16 protein-coding genes are annotated in these 19,357 nt (G+C 65.1%); 7 read left to right on the plus strand and 9 right to left on the minus strand.

Going from position 1 to position 19,357, the window contains the following annotated elements; genetic code table 11:
- The first annotated feature begins 278 nt into the window (after window positions 1–278).
- The 5 genes from HUX88_RS29625 to hutH are packed head-to-tail and all read left to right on the plus strand — an operon-like array spanning window position 279 to window position 6,887.
- The gene (locus HUX88_RS29625) at window positions 279–2,546 is read left to right on the plus strand and encodes a TonB-dependent receptor (RefSeq protein WP_176364078.1); all 2,268 of its coding nucleotides are present in this window, start codon (window positions 279–281) and stop codon (window positions 2,544–2,546) included.
- Between the two features lies 1 nt (window position 2,547).
- A complete protein-coding gene (locus tag HUX88_RS29630; protein WP_117009878.1) occupies window positions 2,548–3,594 on the plus strand; it encodes an ABC transporter substrate-binding protein in 1,047 nt (348 codons plus the stop codon).
- A gap of 7 nt (window positions 3,595–3,601) precedes the next feature.
- The gene (locus tag HUX88_RS29635) at window positions 3,602–4,483 is read left to right on the plus strand and encodes a proline/glycine betaine ABC transporter permease (RefSeq protein WP_117009877.1); all 882 of its coding nucleotides are present in this window, start codon (window positions 3,602–3,604) and stop codon (window positions 4,481–4,483) included.
- Window positions 4,480–5,313, plus strand: coding sequence for a glycine betaine/L-proline ABC transporter ATP-binding protein (locus HUX88_RS29640; RefSeq protein WP_117009876.1), 834 nt, complete (start codon window positions 4,480–4,482; stop codon window positions 5,311–5,313). The genes HUX88_RS29635 and HUX88_RS29640 overlap by 4 nt, the downstream gene beginning before the upstream one ends.
- Before the next feature lie 14 nt (window positions 5,314–5,327).
- Window positions 5,328–6,887, plus strand: a complete 1,560-nt coding sequence (gene hutH / locus HUX88_RS29645) for a histidine ammonia-lyase (protein ID WP_117009875.1) — start codon at window positions 5,328–5,330, stop codon at window positions 6,885–6,887.
- Here the strand turns inward: hutH and phoR are convergent.
- The 7 genes from phoR to pstS all read right to left on the minus strand — a co-directional run bounded on the left by phoR (window position 6,884) and on the right by pstS (window position 13,545).
- Entirely contained in the window at window positions 6,884–8,197 is a 1,314-nt protein-coding gene (gene phoR, locus HUX88_RS29650) for a phosphate regulon sensor histidine kinase PhoR (protein ID WP_117009874.1), read from the minus strand. The genes hutH and phoR overlap by 4 nt on opposite strands.
- Entirely contained in the window at window positions 8,197–8,886 is a 690-nt protein-coding gene (locus HUX88_RS29655) for a response regulator (protein WP_117009873.1), read from the minus strand. The genes phoR and HUX88_RS29655 overlap by 1 nt, the downstream gene beginning before the upstream one ends.
- Window positions 8,887–8,896: 10 nt before the next feature.
- Entirely contained in the window at window positions 8,897–9,610 is a 714-nt protein-coding gene (phoU, locus tag HUX88_RS29660) for a phosphate signaling complex protein PhoU (protein WP_008447308.1), read from the minus strand.
- A gap of 37 nt (window positions 9,611–9,647) precedes the next feature.
- Window positions 9,648–10,412 carry a phosphate ABC transporter ATP-binding protein PstB gene (pstB, locus tag HUX88_RS29665; protein WP_175041824.1) on the minus strand — a complete coding sequence of 255 codons (765 nt, stop codon included), beginning with the start codon at window positions 10,410–10,412 and terminating at the stop codon, window positions 9,648–9,650.
- A gap of 69 nt (window positions 10,413–10,481) precedes the next feature.
- Window positions 10,482–11,354, minus strand: coding sequence for a phosphate ABC transporter permease PstA (pstA, locus tag HUX88_RS29670; RefSeq protein ID WP_117009870.1), 873 nt, complete (start codon window positions 11,352–11,354; stop codon window positions 10,482–10,484).
- Entirely contained in the window at window positions 11,351–12,349 is a 999-nt protein-coding gene (gene pstC, locus HUX88_RS29675; protein ID WP_117009869.1) for a phosphate ABC transporter permease subunit PstC, read from the minus strand. Before pstC ends, pstA begins: the two co-directional genes overlap by 4 nt.
- Before the next feature lie 149 nt (window positions 12,350–12,498).
- Window positions 12,499–13,545: a phosphate ABC transporter substrate-binding protein PstS gene (gene pstS / locus HUX88_RS29680; RefSeq protein ID WP_161098934.1), complete on the minus strand. Its 1,047-nt coding sequence runs from the start codon at window positions 13,543–13,545 to the stop codon at window positions 12,499–12,501.
- Window positions 13,546–13,839: 294 nt separating this feature from the next.
- Between pstS and ppk1 the strand changes: the two genes are divergently transcribed.
- Together ppk1 and HUX88_RS29690 are read left to right on the plus strand one after the other, a co-directional pair.
- Window positions 13,840–15,936, plus strand: a complete 2,097-nt coding sequence (gene ppk1 / locus HUX88_RS29685; RefSeq protein ID WP_176364079.1) for a polyphosphate kinase 1 — start codon at window positions 13,840–13,842, stop codon at window positions 15,934–15,936.
- A gap of 45 nt (window positions 15,937–15,981) precedes the next feature.
- Window positions 15,982–16,449 carry a histidine phosphatase family protein gene (locus HUX88_RS29690; RefSeq protein ID WP_117009866.1) on the plus strand — a complete coding sequence of 156 codons (468 nt, stop codon included), beginning with the start codon at window positions 15,982–15,984 and terminating at the stop codon, window positions 16,447–16,449.
- Between the two features lie 264 nt (window positions 16,450–16,713).
- Here HUX88_RS29690 and HUX88_RS29695 read toward each other — a convergent pair whose 3' ends face one another.
- Window positions 16,714–17,814, minus strand: coding sequence for a polyamine ABC transporter substrate-binding protein (locus HUX88_RS29695; protein ID WP_176364080.1), 1,101 nt, complete (start codon window positions 17,812–17,814; stop codon window positions 16,714–16,716).
- Between the two features lie 79 nt (window positions 17,815–17,893).
- Window positions 17,894–19,273, minus strand: a complete 1,380-nt coding sequence (gene fliD, locus HUX88_RS29700; protein ID WP_176364081.1) for a flagellar filament capping protein FliD — start codon at window positions 19,271–19,273, stop codon at window positions 17,894–17,896.
- Between the last annotated feature and the right edge of the window lie 84 nt (window positions 19,274–19,357).

Genomic DNA, 19,357 nt, shown 5'->3' on the forward strand with positions numbered 1-19,357 from the left:
TCATCCCGGAACATCTCTCCGCCGGCCTGCCCTACCGGGCGCAACGGCGCATCAGCTCGTGTTATCGCACCTTCGTTGATCCTGTAGCTGGCACGCATCCTGCTCTATAAGCTTGTCGTCGAGCCATTTGTATAGACAATAATTTTCACCTGTATAGACAAATTAGCGTCCCATGCAATTCAGTCCGCCTCCGCGAGGTCTAGTGGCCGCTCCATTTTGGTGACGCGCCGCTGCGTGATGGTGCAATTTCATGTAACTGTTCAAGAAGGAAAGACACAATGGGGAACAAACTGATGGGGTTGAGTGCACTGGCGATGGTTTCGGCCAGCGCCATCGTAGAGGCACAGACACAGGCGCCCGACCGCGCCGACCAGATCGAGCGCGTCGAGGTGACCGCGTCGCGCTCGGCCCGCGCCGAGGAAATCCAGCAGGTGCCGATGGCGCTGACCGCCATCAAGCCGGAAAGCCTGGCCAAGTTCGGCCTGTCGGGCCTGGCGGACATCGCCCGCATCGCGCCCTCGGTGGACATGCAGGAACAGGGCCCCGGCGTCAACAACATCACCATGCGCGGCCTGGTCGTGCGCGGCATCACGCCGTCGGAAATCGCCGACGCCTCGCTGGTGGCGGTGTATGTCGACGACATGCCGGTCACGCTCAAGTCCGGCAATCCCGACCTCAAGGTACTGGACCTGGAGCGCATCGAGGTGCTGCGCGGCCCGCAGGGCACGCTGTACGGCGCCGGCGCCATGGCCGGCACCATCCGCCAGATCACCCAGAAGCCCGATCCCGACTCGCTGTTCGGCTCGTTCGAGGCCGTCGGCTCCCGCACCTCCGGCAACGGCGGCGCCAACGGCAACCTGCGCGGCATGGTCAACGTCCCCGTCAAGGAAGGCGTGCTGGGCCTGCGCGTGACCGGCTACACCGGGGAGGATAGCGGCTACGTCAAGAACATCCTGAACGGCAAGCGCACCAACGACACCCACACCGACCAGGGCCGCGTGGCGATGCGCCTGCAGGCCTCGCCCGACCTGACGGTGGACGCCAGCATCACCGCCTCTTCCATGGACGGCGGCCTGAACGGCGCCTTCAGCGGCCTGGCGCCGTTCACCACCAGCGCCATGACCGAGCAGAAAACCAAGGACGACATGCAGCTCTACAACCTGGCCGTCAACTACAAGCTGGCCGGGGCGGAACTGGTGTCGTCGACCACCTTCGTGCACCGCAAGACGCTGTACCGCAAATCGGACGAGTACAACACCACCGCCTTCATCTTCCCCGGCCAGAGCCTGATCCAGGCCGACTACACCATCGCCAACAAGCTGCAGGACTTCGCGCAGGAGTTCCGCCTCAACTCGACCGACGCCGGCCCGCTGAAATGGACCGCCGGCCTGTTCCTCGAAGCCGGCAAGCGCGACTTCTGGGAAGACGAACCGACGCCGGGCATGGACGCGCGCTACGCCGACGCCTACGGCTTCCCCGGCTACAGCTCGCTCACCAACGACCTGGCCTTCGGCAAGGACGACCAGTTCTCCGGCACCCAGCAGTCGCGCTCGCGCCAGGCCGCGCTGTTCGCCGAAGCCACCTACACGCTGTGGGACAAGCTGGACCTGACGGCCGGCGTGCGCCTGTTCACCGAGTCCGAGGATTTCAAGCTGCGCTTCACCGGCTACTACGGCAACACGCCGGCCGCCACGGTCGACGCGCCGGTCGGCACGCCGAACATCGTCAACAGCAAGGCCAGCGCGCGCGGCGGCAACCCGCGCTTCGCCGCCGCCTACCACCTGGACCCGGAGCACCTGCTCTACGCCCAGGCCGGCAAGGGCTTCCGCTACGGCGGCAACAACCAGCCGGTGCCGGCAACCCTGTGCGGCATCCAGGCCCCGGCCAGCTTCGGCCCCGACCAGCTGTGGAGCTATGAGCTGGGTTCCAAAAACACCTTCCTCAACCAGCGCGTGAGCCTGAACCTGGCGGCCTTCCTCATCGACTGGGAAAAGGTCCAGGTCGCCAACTACCTGCCCTGCTCCTACTACTACACGCAGAACGCCGGCAAGATCCGCAGCCAGGGCCTGGAAATCGAGTCGATGGTCAAGCTGGCGCGCCGCATGAGCCTGGGCTTCAACGCGGCCTACACCGACGCCAAGGCCCGCACCGACATCGTCACGCCGCTGGCGGCGCAATCGGCGCCGGCCGGCACCCGCACGCCGTACGCGCCGCGCATCACCGCCAGCCTGTCGTTCAACTACACGGTGCCGCTGGCCGACAACGACGAGGTGGGCATCGCGGCGACCTATTCCTATCGCGGCAACTCCTACACCGACTTCGCGCCGACCGGCAGCAACTATGCGGAAATCCCATCGTCAAGCATGCTCAACGCGGCGCTGTCGTACAAGTCGGGCAAGTATGAGTTCGGCCTGTTCGGCACCAACCTGGGCAACCGCACCAAGGTGGTCGACGTGACCCGCGACCCGAACGGCCTGCAGCCCGGCGACACGCTGTACATGGCCCGGCCGCGCACCATCGGGGTCCGCGTGAAGGCGCGCTTCTGACATGAAGACCTCCCGCCACCTCGCCGCCGCGCTGGCGGCCGCCGCCGCGCTGACGCTGTCCGCGCCGGCCGCCCATGCGGCGCCAGCGCCGGCCTCGCCCTGGTGCGCCAGCGGCAAGACCGTCAATTTCGCCGGCCTGAACTGGGAGAGCGCGCGCTTCCTGACCGAGGTGATGCGCTACGTGCTGGAACAGGGCTACGGTTGCAAGACCGACGCCCTGCCCGGCACCAGCATCGCCATGGAACTGGCGTTGGCGCGCAACGACATCCAGGTCTTCGCCGAGGAGTGGATAGGCCGCAGCACGGCCTGGAACGACGCGGCCAAAGCCGGCAAGGTGATGGCGGTGGGCGACATCATCAAGGATTCCTCCGAGGGCTGGTATGTGCCCGAGTACCTGGTCAAGGGCGACGCCCGGCGCGGCATCAAGGCGTCCGCGCCCGGCCTGCGCTCGGTGGCCGACCTGCCGAAATACAAGGAGCTGTTCATGGACGACGAGGAGCCGGACAAGGGCCGCTTCCTGAACTGTCCCAGCGGCTGGACCTGCCAGGGTGTGAACACGCAGAAGCTCAAGGCCTACGGCATGGGCGAGAGCTACGTCAACTTCCGTCCCGGCACCGGGCCGGCGCTGGACGCGGCGATCGCCTCGGCGGTGCAGCGCGGCCGCCCGGTGCTGTTCTACTACTGGAGCCCGACCGCGATGATGGGGCGCTACAAATTCATCCGTCTCGACGAGCCCGCCTTTTCGCAGGCCTGCTGGGAGACGCTGACCACGCCCAACAACCCGCATCCCTGCGGCACGGTCAATCCGCCCAACCGGCTGCGGGTCGGCCTGTCGCGCGCCTTCCACGACGCCGATCCGGCGCTGGCCGCGCTGTTCGAAAAGATGAACGTGCCGGTCGACCTGCTCAACGCGCTGCTGGCCGAGCGCGAGGCCAGGAAACTGGAAGCGCCGGCCCTGGCCGTGCTCTTCCTCAAGCGCCAGCCCGCCATCTGGCAGGCCTGGATGCCGGCCGCGGTCGCGGCCCACATCAGTTCCACGCTCAAGTGAGGTTTGCATGCCATCGTTCCCTGAAGCGCTCAACATTTCCCTGGTCGAACCGATCAACGACGCCGTCGACGCCATCAACAGCCGCTTCGGCGACGCCTTCCACGACAGCTCGATCTGGCTGCTGCGCCACGTGCTGGTGCCGTTCGAGGGCGCGCTGCGGGCCCTGCCCTGGTGGCTGGTGCTGGCCGGCGTTTTCCTGCTCAGCCTGCACGCGACGCGGCGCTGGAGCCACGCCGCCGGCTTCACCGCCTGCGTGCTGCTGGTCGGCTGCTTCGGCCTGTGGGACCAGCTGATCCAGACCCTGGCGCTGGTGCTGGTGGCCACGCTGATCTCGGTGCTGCTGGCGCTGCCGCTGGGCATCCTCAGCGCCCGCAGCGACGCCCTGCGCCGGCTGCTGATGCCGCTGCTGGACGTGATGCAGACCATGCCCAGCTTCGTCTACCTGGTGCCGGTGCTGATGCTGTTCGGACTGGGCAAGGTGCCGGCCATCCTGGCCACCATCATCTACGCGGCGCCGCCGCTGATACGCCTGACCGACCTGGGCATCCGCCAGGTCAGCGGCGAGCTGACCGAGGCGGCGCGCTCGTTCGGCACCACGCGCTGGCAGTTGCTGGTCACCGTGCAGCTGCCGCTGGCGCGCCCCAGCATCATGGCCGGCCTGAACCAGACCATCATGATGGCGCTGGGCATGGTCGTGATCGCCTCCATGATCGGCGCGCGCGGCCTCGGCGAGGACGTGCTGGAAGGCATACAGACCGTCAACATCGGCAAGGGCCTGCAGGCCGGCATCGCCATCGTCATCCTGGCGATCGTGATGGACCGCATCACCCAGGGCTACGGCAGGGACCGCCGTCAACGCATCACCCAAGCAAGCAAGGCCAGCCAATGATTCCCTACAAAATCCAGGTCAAGAACGTCAGCAAGGTGTTCGGCGCGCGCTGGCGGCAGGGGCTGCAATTGCTGCGGGCCGGCGCCAGCAAGGCCGAGGTGCTGGCGCAAACCGGCTGCAATGCCGGCCTGATCGACGTCTCGCTCGACATCCAGGCCGGCGAGATCTTCGTCATCATGGGGCTGTCCGGCTCCGGCAAGTCGACGCTGGTGCGGCACTTCAACCGCCTGATCGATCCCAGCGCCGGGGAGATCCTGGTCGACGGCCGCGACGTGCTGGCCATGCCGGAGCGCGAACTGCGCGCGCTGCGGCGCCACCGCATCAGCATGGTGTTCCAGGGTTTCGGCCTGATGCCGCACCAGACCGTGCTGGAGAACGCCGCCTTCGCGCTGCTGACGCGCGGCGAGCCGAAGGCGCAGGCCCGCGCCAGCGCCGCCGCCTGGCTGGCGCGCGTCGGCCTGAGGGGCTACGAGGACAAATATCCCGACGAGCTGTCCGGCGGCATGCGCCAGCGGGTCGGCCTGGCGCGCGCGCTGGCGGCCGACACCGACGTGCTGCTGATGGACGAGGCCTTCAGCGCGCTCGACCCGCTGATCCGCGACGACATGCAGGACCAGCTGCTGGCGCTGCAGGCGACGCTGCACAAGACCATCATCTTCATCACCCACGACCTGGACGAGGCGCTCAAACTGGGCGACCGCATCGCCATCCTGCGCGACGGCAAGCTGGTGCAGGTGGGCACGCCGGACGAAATCCTGGGCGCCCCGGCGGACGACTATGTCCGCAAATTCGTCGACAAGCGCGCCCAGCCGGCGGCGCTGCCGGCATGAGAGGAAGAACAGTCATGGAAACGGCAACCGTCTGCCTGGACGAACAGGTCCCGGCCAGGTATGAGGACGTGGTCCGCGTGGCCCACGGCGCCCGGCTCGAACTGAGCCCCGCCGTGTGGCGGCGCATCGAGGCCGCGCGCACCATCGTCGAGCGCATCGTGGTCGATGGCGTCAAGGCCTACGGCATCAACACCGGCCTGGGCGCGCTGTCCGACGTCGTGCTCGGCGGCGAGCAGCTGGGCGAGCTGTCGCGGCGCACGCTCAAGAGCCACGCCTGCGGGCTGGGCGCGGCGCTGGGCGAGGTCGAGACGCGCGCCATCATGTGCGCGCAAATCGTCAACTACAGCCGCGGCCACTCCGGCATCAGCGCCCACGTGGTGCGGCAATTGCTGGATTTCCTGAACCTGGGCCTGACCCCGGTGGTGCCGATGCAGGGCTCGGTCGGCTACCTGACGCACATGGCGCACGTCGGCCTGACGCTGATCGGGCTGGGCGAGGTGCGCTTGCGCGGCCAGACGATGCCGGCCGGCGCGGCGCTGGCCATGCTCGGGCTGGCGCCGGTGGCGCTGGGCGCCAAGGACGGCCTGAGCCTGGTCAACGGCCTGCCCTGCATGACCGGCCTGCTGTGCCTGGCGCTGGACCGCGCCAAGCGGCTGGCCTGCTGGGCCGACGTGATCGGCGCCATGAGCTTCGAGGCGCTGCGCGGCCAGCTGAGCGCCTTCGACGCCGAGGCGATGCGGCAGAAGCCCTATCCCGGCCAAATCCAGGTGGCGGCCAACCTGCGCGCGCTGCTGGCCGGCAGCGACGTGCTGCGCAGCGGCCAGGGCATCCGCACGCAGGACGCGCTGAGCCTGCGCTCGATGCCGCAGATCCACGGCGCCGCGCGCGAGCAGATCGCCCACGCCGAACGGCAGATCAACATCGAGCTGCGATCGGCCAACGACAATCCGCTGGTGTTCGGCGACGAGCACAACTACCGCGTGATCTCGCAAGCCAATCCGCACGGCGAGGCGATGGCGATGACCGCCACCACGCTGTCGATGGCGGTGGCGGAGCTGGGCGGGGTGGCGGAACGGCGCGTCGACCGCCTGGTCAATCCGCACGTCAGCGGACTGCCGCCGTTCCTGATCGCCGAGAGCGGCGTCAATTCCGGCCTGATGATCGTGCAGTACGCGGCGGCCTCGCTGGTGGCGGAAAACAAGATGCTGGCCCAGCCCATGGTGCTGGACAACTACATCACCTCGGCGCTGCAGGAGGACCACCTGTCGCTGGGCACGCCGGCCACCTTGAACCTGCTGCGGATACTCGGCAACGCACAAAAGGTGCTGGCGATCGAATACATCACGGCGGGCCAGGGGCTGCATTTTTATCCCGGCGTGCAGCTGGGGCAAGGCACGCGGCTGGCGCTGGACCATCTGCGCTCCACCGTGCCGCCGCTGCTGGAGGACCGCATCGTCTCGCACGACATCATGCTGGCCGATTACCTGATCGACGACCGCGGTCAGCTGGAGGTGTTCGAGGCCGCCCTGGGCAGGCGGCTATGGCAGCCGGCGGCGGCCGGCTGCGCGGATTAGTTCAGCAACAGCTCGGGCTGCGCGTGCACGATGGCGGTCTTGGGCAGGCAGACGATGAAGGTGCTGCCCTTGCCCGCCTCCGAGCGGATCTGCAGGGTCGAGCCGTGCCGCAGCAGCACGTGCTTGACGATCGCCAGGCCCAGGCCGGTGCCCTGCGTCTCGCGCGAACGGCTCTTGTCGACGCGGTAAAAACGCTCGGTCAGGCGCGAGATGTGCTCCGGGCTGATGCCGATGCCGGTATCCTCCACCAGGAACTTCACGCCGCCTTCGAACTCCCGCCACACCAGATGGATCTTGCCGCCGGCCGGGGTGTAGCGCACCGCGTTCGACGCCAGGTTGCCGAAGGCGCTGTGCAGCTCCTCGTAACTGCCCATGACATCCGGCCCGTTGACCGACATCGTGATCTCGTGCTTGCCCGCCGACAGCGCCCGCGCGTCGCGCAGCACCTGCTCCATCAGCTTGGGCACATCGACCTGCTCCGGCCGCATCGGATAATCCACCGACTCCAGCCGCGACAGAGTCAGCATGTCCTCGATCAGGTGCTGCATGCGGTGGCCCTGCTCCGTCATCAGCTTCAGGTGCGCCGAGCGCGTGGCCGCGTCCAGCCCTTCGGAAGCGGCGATTTCCAGGAAGCCGACGATCACCGTCAACGGCGTGCGCAGCTCGTGCGAGGCGTTGGCGATGAAGTCGCGCCGCATCTCCTCGATGCGCTCGGTCTCGGTGGCGTCGTGCGTCACCAGGATCTGACGGCGGTTCTCGAACGGGATGATATGCACGATCAGCTTGCGCTCGCGGAAGCTGATCGTCAGCGGCTGCTCGTAGCGGCCGAGGATGATGTAGTCCATGAAGTCCGGGCTGCGCACCAGGTTGGTCACGCGCATGCCCTTGTCGCGCTCGTGCGTGAGGCCCAGGTGCTTCTCGGCGGCCGGGTTGCACCACTCCAGGAACAGCACGTCGTCCATGATGACCACGCCGTCCGGCAGCAGATGCATGGCCTGGCGGAAGCGCGCCAGCCATTCGGTCAGCTCGGCCTGGTTCTTCTCGTCGTCGCGCCGCATGCGGTACAGGCGCGAGAAGATGTTGGTCCACGCGCCCCAGCCGTCGGGCAGCTTGGCGCTTTGCGGATCGTCCATCCAGTTGCTGAGCTGGTACAGATAGGTCAGCTGCACGAACACCATCACCATCATGGCCAGCAGCGCCAGCACCAGGCCGTTGATCCAGCCGAACATCCAGCCCAACGTCGCGCAGCCCGCCAGGATGATGGCCGTGCGCAGTGCCGCCGGCACCCAGAACACCAGTTTAGGATTCATTATTTCTCCGACAGCATGTAGCCGACGCTACGCACCGTCTTGATCAGATGCTCGGCCTCTTTCAAGGCCTTGCGCAGCCGCAGCACGTGGACGTCGACGGTGCGCTCCTCGATCACCACATGGTCGCCCCAGACCTTGTCGAGCAGCTGGCTGCGCGAGAACACGCGCTCGGGATGGGCCAGCAGGAACTTGAGCAGCTTGTACTCGGCGTGGCCGATGTCGATCTTCTGCTCGTCCATCGACACCGTGCAGCTGACCGGGTCCAGCATGACATTGGCCGCGCGCATGGTGGCTTGCGCGTGCTCCGGGCTCTTGCGGCGCAGCAGCGCCTTAGCGCGCGCCAGCAGCTCGCGCGGCGAGAACGGCTTGGTGACGTAGTCGTCGGCGCCGCTGTTCAGGCCGGCCAGCTTGTCCTCTTCCATGCTCTTGGCGGTCAGCATGATGACCGGAATTTCATTGAACTGACGGTCGGAACGGATGCGCGCCAGCAGGCGCAGGCCGGTCTGGTCGGGCAACATCCAGTCCAGCAAAATCAGCTGCGGGGTCTTGGTCTGGATGAAGTCCCAGGCTTCGGCGCAGCTTTGCACGGCGCAGCAGTTCCAGCCCGCTTCGCGCAGCGAGAACGTCACCAGCTCGACAATGGCTGGCTCGTCCTCGACGATCAGTACGGTGGTTTTATCAGATGCCATGTTCTCTTATTTACTCAGCTTGCGCCGGCACGTCGTCCGGTATCGGTGCGGTCTTGGTGTGGCGGATGTCCTTGCCTTCGACGACGTAGATGACGTATTCGGCGATGTTCTTGGCGTGGTCGCCGATGCGCTCGATGGCCTTGGCCACCCACAGCGTGTCGAGCGCGGCCGAGATGGTGCGCGGGTCTTCCATCATGAAGGTGATCAGGTTGCGCATGATCGAGCGGAACTCGTGGTCGATCACGGCGTCCTGGGCGATCAGCTGCAGCGCCTGCTTGCCGTCGTTGCGGGCGAAGGCGTCCAGCGCGTCGTGCAGCATGTCGCTGGTGTTGTTGGCGATGCCGCGCACCATCTCGTAGTGGTTGACGGTCACCGCGCCGCGCGCGTGCAGCGCCTTGGCGGTGCGGGCGATCTTGGTGGCCTCGTCGCCGATGCGCTCGAGGTCGGTGATGACCTTGATGGTCGCCATGATGGTGCGCAGGTCGTTGGCGGCCGGCTGGCGGCGCACGATCAGGTGGCTGCAGGCGTCGTCCAGCGATACTTCCAGCTGGTTGACGGCGTCGTCCTCGCGCATCACGCGGTCGGCGCGCTCGGGATTGCCGATGCGGAAGCAGGTCATGGCGTCGAGGAATTGGGTCTCGACGATGCCGCCCATCAGCAGCACCTTGCTGCGTATGGCTTCCAGTTCGTTGTCGTACTGTTTGGATGAATGTTCACCGATCATGCTGCTCTCCGTAGTCGATTTGCTATTATAAATGCGATCAGCCGAAGCGACCGGTGATGTAGTCCTGCGTCTCTTTGCGCGCGGGGTTCATGAAGATCTGGTCGGTCTCGCCGAACTCCACCAGTTCGCCCAGGTACATATAGGCGGTGTAGTCCGAGCAGCGCGCCGCCTGCTGCATGTTGTGGGTGACGATGGCGATGGTGTAGTCCTGCTTGAGCTCGCTGATCAGCTCCTCCACCTTCGAGGTCGAGATCGGATCCAGCGCCGAGGTCGGCTCATCCAGCAACAGCACGTCCGGCTTCACGGCCACGCCGCGCGCGATGCACAGGCGCTGCTGCTGGCCGCCCGACAGCGACAGGCCCGACTTGCTCAGCTTGTCCTTGACCTCGGTCCACAGCGCGGCCTTCTTCAGCGCCCATTCCACGCGCTCGTCCATCTCGCCCTTGGACAGGTCCTCGTACAGGCGCACGCCGAAGGCGATGTTGTCGTAGATCGACATCGGAAACGGGGTCGGCTTCTGGAACACCATGCCGACCTTGGCGCGCAGCATGTTGACGTCCTGGCCCTCTTCGAGGATATTGCGGCCGCGGTACATGATCGAGCCCTCGGCGCGCTGGCCGGGGTACAGGTCGTACATGCGGTTGAGCGTGCGCAGCAAGGTCGACTTGCCGCAGCCCGATGGGCCGATGAAGGCCGTGACTTGCTTCTCGTGGATGTCCAGGTTGACGTTGGTCAGGCTCTGGGTTTTACCGTAGAAAAAATTCAGACCCGAAATCTCGATGGTTTTACGTTTGCCGTTCATGGGCACCACATTCTCTTGGCTCAGTTGCGTATTCATTATTGATCGCTTTTATCAGTTTAATTCGCAGGTTTAATTCGGGACTTTTTGGCTGAACAGGGTGCGCGAGATGATATTGAGCGCCAGCACGCTGAAGGTCACCAGCAGCGCGCCGCCCCAGGCCAGCTCGCGCCAGTTGTCGTACGGGCTCATGGCGAAGCCGTAGATCACCACCGGCAGGTTGGCGATCGGCCGGTTCATGTCGGCGCTGAAGAACTGGTTGTTAAGCGCGGTGAACAGCAGCGGCGCGGTTTCGCCGGAGATGCGGGCCACGGCCAGCAGCACGCCGGTGATCACGCCGGCCTTGACGGCGCGCAGGCGCACCAGCATGGCCACCTTCCAGCGCGGCGCGCCCAAGGCGAAGGCCGCTTCCAGCAGGCTGTTGGGCACCAGGCGCAGCATGTTGTCGGTGGTGCGGACCACCACCGGAATCGCAATCAGCGCCAGCGCCAGCGAACCGGCGTAGCCCGAGTAGTGGTTGACGGTGGCCACGTACAGCGCCCAGACGAACATGCCGATCACGATCGACGGCGCCGACAGCATGATGTCGGTGACGAAGCGAGTCAGACTGGCGATCTTGTTCTCTTCGCCGTACTCGGCCAGGTAGATGCCGGCCAGGATGCCGATCGGCGTGCTCACCAGCGTGGACAGGCCGACGATCATCAGGCTGCCGACGATGGCGTTGGAGACGCCGCCGCCCTCGCTGCCCGGCGACGGGGTCGGCTGCGTGAACAGGTGCAGATTGAGCGCGCCGAAGCCCTTGACGGCCAGCGTGACCAGGATCCAGGCCAGCACCAGCAGGCCGACCGACATCGCCAGCACGGACAGGGCGATGCCGACGCGGTGCGCCAGCAGGCGCTTGCGGTAGACCGGATTGACCGGCGACGAAGTGGTAGCTTGCTTCATTTGACGCCTTCCTTGCGGGACATGCTCGCCAACATCAGCTTGGCGGAGGACAGAACAATAAACGTGATGACGAACAGGATCAGCGCCAGCGCGAACAGCGACGAGGTGTGCAGCGGCGTGTCGGCCTCGGCGAATTCGTTGGCCAGGGTCGAGGCGATCGAGTTACCGGCCGCGAACAGCGACCACGACAGCTTGTTGGCGTTGCCGATAACGAAGGTCACGGCCATGGTCTCGCCCAGCGCGCGGCCCAGGCCCAGCATGACGCCGCCGACCACGCCGGTCTTGGTGTAAGGGAGCACGATCTTGCGCACCACTTCCCAGCGGGTGCAGCCCAGGCCGTAGGCCGATTCCTTCAGCACGGCCGGCACGATCTCGAACACGTCGCGCATCACCGAGGAGATAAACGGGATGATCATCACGGCCAGGATCAGCGCGGCGGTCAGGATGCCGATGCCCATGGTCGGGCCGCTGAAGAACTGGCCGATGATGGGCAGGTGGCCCAGGGTGTTCTTGAGCAGCGGCTGCACGTAGTCGCCGAACAGCGGCGCGAACACGAACAGGCCCCACATGCCGTAGATGATGGACGGCACGCCGGCCAGCAGCTCGACCGCCGTGCCCAGCGGGCGGCGCAGGCCGGCCGGGCAGATCTCGGTGAGGAACAGCGCGATGCCGAAGCTGACCGGGAAGGCGATCAGCAGCGCGATGCCGGAGGTGGCCAGCGTGCCGACGATGGCGATCGCGGCGCCGTATTTTTCATTGACCGGGTCCCACTCGACGGTGGTGATGAAGCCCGGGCCGAATTCCTTAAACGCCGGCCAGGCGCCCACCACCAGCGAGATGATGATACCGAGCAGCACCGCAAGCACGGACAGCGCGAACAGCATGGTGGTCTTGTGGAAGATGAAATCCTGGATGCGCTGGTTGCGCATGGTGCGTTGCAGGGCGCGCAACGCGGCGTGCTCCGCTGCACTGGCCTGGGCGGTGCTGGCCTGCATAAGCGGCTCCGATGGGGTCAGGGGCGTGGAAGTGATATCAGCGCTCATTATGGTTGTCTCGTTGATGTAAGCTAGCCTGCGGCGCCCGGTCGGGCGGCGCAGGCTAACCCCCTCGCCGCCAATTGCCGGCGGCGAAGGGATGGTCCCGATTAGTAGATGCCCTTGCCCGATGCATCCTTCAGGTTGGCTTTCCAGGAATCCTGGATCAGCTTGACAACCGACGGTGGCATTGGCACGTAGTCCAGATCGGTCGCAGCGGCGGCGCCGTTCTTGAAGGCCCAGTCGAAGAACTTGACGACTTCCTTGCCTTTGGCTGCGTCAGCCTGGGCTTTGTGCATCAGCACGAAGGTCGCGCCGGTGATCGGCCATGCGTTCTTGCCTGGCTGGTCGGTCAGCACCACGGCGAAGCCTGGGGTCTTGGCCCAGTCGGCGTTGGCGGCGGCGGCCTTGAAGAACTCGTCGTCAGGCTGCAGGAAGTTGCCGTCCTTGTTTTTCAGCTGGGTGTGCGACATCTTGTTTTTCTTGGCGAAGGCCCACTCGACGTAGCCGATCGAACCCTTGATGCGCTGCACGTTGGCGGCGACGCCTTCGTTGCCCTTGCCGCCCACGCCCACGGCCCATTTCACGGCGGCGTCGGCGCCGATCTTGGTCTTGAACTCAGGGCTGGTTTTCGACAGGAAGTCGGTGAACAGGAAGGTGGTGCCCGAACCGTCGGCGCGGTGCACCACGGTGATTTCTTCGGCTGGCAGCTTGACGCCTGGGTTCAGCGCGGCGATCGCGGCGTCGTTCCACTTGGTGATCTTGCCCAGGTAGATGTCGGCGACCAGCGGGCCGGTCAGCTTCATCTGGCCCGGGGTGATGCCGTCCAGGTTGACCACGGTGACCACACCGCCCATGATGGCAGGGAACTGCATCAGGCCTTCGGCGTCCAGCTCAGCGGCGCTGAGCGGCTTGTCCGATGCGCCGAAGTCGACGGTCTTGGCCTTGATCTGCTTGATGCCGGCGCCGGAGCCCACGGACTGGTAGTTCAACACGTTGCCCGTGGCGCCCTTGTACATATCGGCCCATTTGGCGGCGATCGGGTACATGAACGACGAGCCGGCGCCGGTCATATCGGCGGCGGATGCGGCGGAGGAGAATGCCATGACAGCAGACACGCCCACTACCAGGGAAGAGATCAGTTGTTTAAGTCGCATTACAGGTCCTTTGGTTTATGACAGGTTAGGATGCTGCGCAGTCTACCGGGACTATATGACAGGTTTATGACATGACCGAAATATGTCAAAAATAGTTATGCCGCACCGCTCTCCCCTATGGAAACAGGCCATGTGCCGCCATATATTACGCCGGCGTTGTCATAATTGGCGCGCCGTCCACGTCATTTATGACAAACAATGTCATGGACCTGTCATATTTCTTATTTACACTGTTGCATCATTCTGCCGCAATACAGGCTAGAATGAGACTACCTGCAAAGTGAACAAAAAGACATGAAGCCTGACTTGCATGCTGAAGTAAACAAGAACTCCGCGTTTCTGGACCGGGAACTGTCACAATTGATGTTCAACCGGCGCGTGCTGGCGCAAGCCGAGGACAAGAGCATTCCCTTATTAGAGCGCCTGCGCTACCTGTGCATCGCCAGCAGCAACCTGGACGAGTTCTTCGAGGTGCGCGTGGCCAGCCTGCTGGCGGCCGGCAGCGTCGAGGGTTCGCTGTCCAACCACCCCGCGCTGGTGGCCACGCTGTCGCGCATCAGCGCCGAGTGCCACGCGCTGGTGGCCCACCAGTATGAAATCCTCAACCAGGAAGTACTGCCCCAGCTGGCCGCCAACGGCGTGCACCTGGTGCGCCACAACGAGCGCAACGAGGCGCAGCGCGCCTGGGTCAAGGAATACTTCGACACCGAGGTGCGGCCGCTGCTGACGCCGATCGGCCTGGATCCGGCCCACCCCTTCCCGCAGGTGGTGAATAAAAGCCTGAACTTCATCGTCTCGCTGTCCGGCAAGGATGCCTTCGGCCGCGGCACGGCGATCGCCATCGTCAAGGCGCCGCGCGTGCTGCCGCGCGTGATCCGCCTGCCCGACCATCTGTCCAAGAGCGGCGGCGTGTCGTTCTGCCTGCTGTCGTCCATCATCCACGCCCACATCTCCGACCTGTTCGCCGGCCGCGAGGTGATCGCCTATTCGCAGTTCCGCGTGACCCGCGACTCCGACCTGTGGGTCGACGAGGACGAGGTCAAGAACCTGCGCCAGGCGCTCAAGGGCGAGCTGCAGGGCCGCCAGTTCGGCACCTCGGTGCGGCTGGAGGTGGCCAAGAACTGCCCGCCAGAGCTGTCGCAATTCCTGCTCGACCAGTTCGGCCTGCACCAGAGCCGGCTGTACGCGGTCAACGGCCCGGTCAACCTGGTGCGCCTGACCGAGATCATGGACCACGTGAACAATCCGGCGCTGAGCTTCCCGCCGTTTTATCCCGGCATCGCGCAGAAACCCGGCAGCCCGGACATCTTCGCCGCGCTGCGCGAGGGCGACATCCTGCTGCACCACCCCTACCAGTCGTTCCAGACCGTGATCGACTTCATCCGCAGCGCCGCGCTCGACCCGGCCGTGGTGGCGATCAAGCAGACCATCTACCGCACCGGCATGAACTCGGACCTGATGGAGTCGCTGATCCTGGCGGCGCGCTCGGGCAAGGAAGTGACGGTGATCGTGGAGCTGAAGGCGCGCTTCGACGAGGAGGCCAACATCAACTGGGCCGACAAGCTGGAGCAGGCCGGCGCCCAGGTGGTGTACGGCGTGGTCGGCCTCAAGACCCACGCCAAGGTGGCGCTGGTGATACGCCGCGAGGACAGCAAGCTGCGCTTCTACGCCCACCTCGGCACCGGCAACTATCATCCGACCACCACCAAGTTCTACACCGACTTCGGCCTGCTGACCTGCCATCCGGGCATCAGCCAGGAAGTCAACGAGGTGTTCATCCACCTGACCAGCCTGACCAAGCCGCACCGGCTCACGCACCTGTGGCTGGCGCCGTTCGCGCTGCACAACGAGATCATCAAGGCGATCCGCAACGAGGCGCGCATCGCGCGCGCCGGGCGGCCGGGGCGGATTATTGTTAAAATCAACGCGCTGGTCGACGAATCGGTGATACGCGCGCTGTATGCCGCCTCCAAGGACGGCGTCAAGATCGACCTGATCGTGCGCGGCGCCTGCATGCTCAAGCCCGGCGTGCCGGGGCTGTCGGAGAACATCAAGGTGCGCTCCATCATCGGCCGCTTCCTCGAACACAGCCGCATCTATTATTTCCGCAACGATTTGGCGCACGACGTCATGCTGGCCAGCGCCGACTGGATGAGCCGCAACCTGTTCCGCCGCATCGAGGTGGCCTTCCCCGTGCTGGACAAGGCGCTCAAGCGGCGCGTGCTGAACGAGGGCTTGAACCCGTATTTAAAGGACAATATGAACGCCTGGGAACTGGAAGCGGACGGCCACTACCAGCGCCGCAAGGCGCGCGGCAAGCAGCTGCCCTTCAGCGCCCAGCAGCACCTGATGGACACGCTGGGCATGCGCGGCGCCCATCTCGAAGAATAAGGACGGACCGGGGATCTTTTTTCACATGTCGTTGGGGAGAAAAATATGGATCTCATTTTGTGGCGGCATGCCGAAGCCGAAGAAGCGCAAGCGGGCATGGCCGATCTGGAGCGGGCGCTGACCGGCAAGGGTCAGAAACAGGCGCGCCGCATGGGCCAGTGGCTGGACTCGCAACTGCCCGACAGCTGCCGCATCCTGTGCAGCCCGGCGCTGCGCACCTTGCAGACGGCCGAGGCGCTGGGCCGCAAGTTCAAGATCCACAGCGATTTGGCGCCGGGCGCCGATCCGGCCGACATCCTCAAGGCCGTCAACTGGCCGGCCAACAAGGACACGGTGCTGGTGGTCGGCCACCAGCCGACGCTGGGCCAGGCGGCCTCGCTGTTGCTGACCGGCGACGACCTGGAATGGGACATCCGCAAGGCCAGCGCCTGGTGGTTCGCCCAGCGCGTGCCGGGCGACGCCATGAGCGTCTACCTCAAGGCGGTGATGGCGGCGGACTTGGTGGTGAAATAAAAGTTTCCGCTGGGCTTGTAAAGCGGCACCCTTCTGCTAAAGTTTAATCGTAACAACTAGAGGGAGGGCTACCATGTTCACCTTGCTTGCGATGGGCATCTTCGGCGGGATGATTGCCTTGGTAGTGTATGAGATCATCGAGGAAACGCGCGGCAGCAAACACAAACTGATCGACCGCTATCACGAATAGCCTACGCTTCAATGAAGCAGCATCGGCGCCAGTGGCGTGTCCGGACCGGACCCGCCTCTCGCGCCGATCGTCGTTTACAGGCCGGTCTTGAACTTGGTGTAGATGCGCGTGATGTTGCGGCGGATGTCGGCCGGCACCGCTTCCGGCGCGGCCATGCGCTGCTTGTCGGCGTCCGACAGGAACACCGTCTTGTTGCCGGCGATATCCTTGCGCACGAACTTCAGGCTGGCCGTGTTCGGATTGGCGTAGAACACCTTGTTGGTCAGGCTGGCGTGCACCTCGGGGCGCAGGATGTAGTTGATCCACAGGTGGGCGTTGTTCGGATGCGGCGCGTCGGCCGGGATGGCCATGGTGTCGAACATCAGCGCGGCCTGGGTCTTCGGCACCAGCACCTCGATCACGTTGCCGTTCTTGGCGTCGATCGCGCGCTGGCGGGCGATGTTGATGTCGCCCGACCAGCCCAGCGCCACGCACACCGCGCCGTTGGCCATGTCGTTGATGTAGCCGGACGAGCTGAACAGCGTCACGTTCGGGCGGATCGCCTGCAGCAGCTTGCCCGCCTCGGCGTAGTCGGCGGCGTTCTTCGAGTAGGCCGGCTTGCCCAGGTACAGCAGCGCGGCCGGCAGCACCTCGGACGGCGAATCGAGGAAGGACACGCCGCAGGACTTGAGCTTGGACGCGTATTTCGGATTGAAGATCAGGTCCCAGGCGTTGTCCGGCATCGGCATGCCGCCCAGCGCGGCCTTGACCTTGTTGACGTTGATGCCGACCGTGGTATAGCCCCACAGCCAGTCGACCAGGTAATCGTTGTTCGGATCGATGCTGGCCAGCTTGGCCTGGATGGCCGGGTCCAGGTTCTTCAGGTTGGTGAGCTTGGACTTGTCCAGCTTGCGCAGCAGCTTGCCGTCGATCTGCAGGCGCGCCCATTGCGCGGTCGGCACCACGATGTCGTAGCCCGACTTGCCGGCGGCCAGCTTGGAGTTGAGGATTTCGTTGTTGTCGAACACATCGTAGCGGACTTTGATGCCGGTTTCTTTTTCAAAGTTTTTAACGGTGTCATCGGCGACATAGTCCGACCAGTTATAGATGTTGAGGACTTTCTCCTCCTGCGCCTGGGCCGCACCGGCCATCAAGCCAGCCGCCACCATCACCGCACCAACGAACTTCCCTGCCATAGCCCCTCCGTTTGGAATCAATCACAAGCCGTGATGATCGGGCATAGCCAGTTTCGACGCAAGGAATTCGTTAGAAAAATCATCCCAGGATATCGAACAGCGAGCCGGAACTGCCGGCCGCGCCGTTGAGGGCGCTGCCGGCGCCGGTCTGGGCCTGGGCCGTGTACAGCGCCGCCAGCGCGGTCGCCTGGGCCGTCAGCGCCTTGGTCAGCACCGTGCGGCGGCCGTTGATGTTGGTGATTTCGCGGCCCAGCAGGCCGGCCTCCTTGCTGATCACGCTGCTGTCCGAGGTGAACGCCGCCGCCTTGGACGACAGCAGGTCGGCGATGCCCTTGCCGCCGTTGGTGAACAGCTTGCCGACGCCGGCCGAATCGGTGGCCAGCGCGGCGGTGAGCTTCTTGTCGTCGACCACCAGCTGGCCGTTGCTGTCCTGGCTGACGCCGGCCGCGTTCAGCGCCGCCAGCGAGACGCTGCCGCCGCCCGTCTTCAGCAGCATGCCGAGCTGGCTGGTGACCTGGCCCAGCGCGGTGTCGGACTTCAGGTCGCCCTTCTGCAGGGCCTGCAGCTTCTTGTTCAAATCGTTGTAGGCGCTGACGAAGGACTTCAGGTTGGCGCCGATCTGGCTGGCGTCCTGGGTGATGGTGACGTCGGTCTTGCCGGCGCCGGTCAGCGTCAGCGTCGCGCCGGGGATGGCCTTGTCGAGCGTGTTGGTGGCGCTGGTGACGTCCTTACCGTCGACGTTGACGATGGCGTCCATGCCGGCGCTGGTCTGCTTGAGTTTCTGGGCGCCGTCGGGATCGAAGGCCAGCAGGTTTTTCAGCGCGGCGTCGCCGCTGACGCTGATGCGCATGGTGTTGGCCGCGCCGCTCTGGCCGGCGATCGCCAGCGAGAACTTGCCGTCGTCGCCCTTGACCACCTTGACGTCCACGCCGGCCGCCTTGAACGCGGCGGCGATGCCGTCCAGCGTGTTATTGCTGGCGTCGATGGTGGTGGACTTGCCGGCCGCCGCGCTGTTGAGGGTGTAGCCCTTGTCGCCGCCGGCGGTGCCGAAATCGATCTTGACGGTGGTGACCGCGCCCGAACCGATCTTGGCATCGGCGGCCGCGAAAGCGTCGCTGGTCAGGAACTGTCCCTGGGCCAGCTGCTTGACATTGATCGCATAGGTGCCGGCCTTGGCCGCGCCGGTGGAAGCGGCCGTCAGCACGTTCTTGACCGAGGTGGCGGCGCTGGTGCTCAAGCCGCTGCCGGTGAGTCCGGCGGCGATCGACTGGAAATTGGCCAGCGCGCTTTGCAGCTGGCCCAACGCCGACAGCTTGGTCTGGTCGTTCTTCAGCGTGGTATTGAGCTTGGTCGCGGCCTTGTTCTGCGACGCCATGGTCTGCTGGACACGGTTGTAGATATCGTTCGACACCGTCGAAGAGCCGGTATTGGTACTGGAATTGATGCTGGAGGTCGCCATGATACGTTCCGCCTGATTTGGTTACATAGTATGCAACATGGGCGAAGATCCAAAGCGCCGAACAGAGCGGCTTTTCTTGCGCTC

Origin of the sequence: Duganella sp. BJB1802, assembly GCF_013369445.1 — a bacterium.
Taxonomy (GTDB): Bacteria; Pseudomonadota; Gammaproteobacteria; order Burkholderiales; family Burkholderiaceae_D; genus Rugamonas; species Rugamonas vulcania_A.

Excerpts from the sequence above, each read along its gene's own strand:
- ppk1 (WP_176364079.1), top strand. The coding sequence starts at position 13,840 with ATGAAGCCTGACTTGCATGCTGAAGTAAACAAGAACTCCGCGTTTCTG.
- fliD (WP_176364081.1), bottom strand. The coding sequence starts at position 19,273 with ATGGCGACCTCCAGCATCAATTCCAGTACCAATACCGGCTCTTCGACG.
- pstA (WP_117009870.1), bottom strand. The coding sequence starts at position 11,354 with ATGAAGCAAGCTACCACTTCGTCGCCGGTCAATCCGGTCTACCGCAAG.
- pstS (WP_161098934.1), bottom strand. The coding sequence starts at position 13,545 with ATGCGACTTAAACAACTGATCTCTTCCCTGGTAGTGGGCGTGTCTGCT.
- hutH (WP_117009875.1), top strand. The coding sequence starts at position 5,328 with ATGGAAACGGCAACCGTCTGCCTGGACGAACAGGTCCCGGCCAGGTAT.
- HUX88_RS29655 (WP_117009873.1), bottom strand. The coding sequence starts at position 8,886 with ATGGCATCTGATAAAACCACCGTACTGATCGTCGAGGACGAGCCAGCC.
- HUX88_RS29640 (WP_117009876.1), top strand. The coding sequence starts at position 4,480 with ATGATTCCCTACAAAATCCAGGTCAAGAACGTCAGCAAGGTGTTCGGC.
- HUX88_RS29630 (WP_117009878.1), top strand. The coding sequence starts at position 2,548 with ATGAAGACCTCCCGCCACCTCGCCGCCGCGCTGGCGGCCGCCGCCGCG.
- HUX88_RS29695 (WP_176364080.1), bottom strand. The coding sequence starts at position 17,814 with ATGGCAGGGAAGTTCGTTGGTGCGGTGATGGTGGCGGCTGGCTTGATG.
- phoR (WP_117009874.1), bottom strand. The coding sequence starts at position 8,197 with ATGAATCCTAAACTGGTGTTCTGGGTGCCGGCGGCACTGCGCACGGCC.
- phoU (WP_008447308.1), bottom strand. The coding sequence starts at position 9,610 with ATGATCGGTGAACATTCATCCAAACAGTACGACAACGAACTGGAAGCC.
- pstC (WP_117009869.1), bottom strand. The coding sequence starts at position 12,349 with ATGCAGGCCAGCACCGCCCAGGCCAGTGCAGCGGAGCACGCCGCGTTG.
- HUX88_RS29690 (WP_117009866.1), top strand. The coding sequence starts at position 15,982 with ATGGATCTCATTTTGTGGCGGCATGCCGAAGCCGAAGAAGCGCAAGCG.
- HUX88_RS29635 (WP_117009877.1), top strand. The coding sequence starts at position 3,602 with ATGCCATCGTTCCCTGAAGCGCTCAACATTTCCCTGGTCGAACCGATC.
- pstB (WP_175041824.1), bottom strand. The coding sequence starts at position 10,412 with ATGAACGGCAAACGTAAAACCATCGAGATTTCGGGTCTGAATTTTTTC.
- HUX88_RS29625 (WP_176364078.1), top strand. The coding sequence starts at position 279 with ATGGGGAACAAACTGATGGGGTTGAGTGCACTGGCGATGGTTTCGGCC.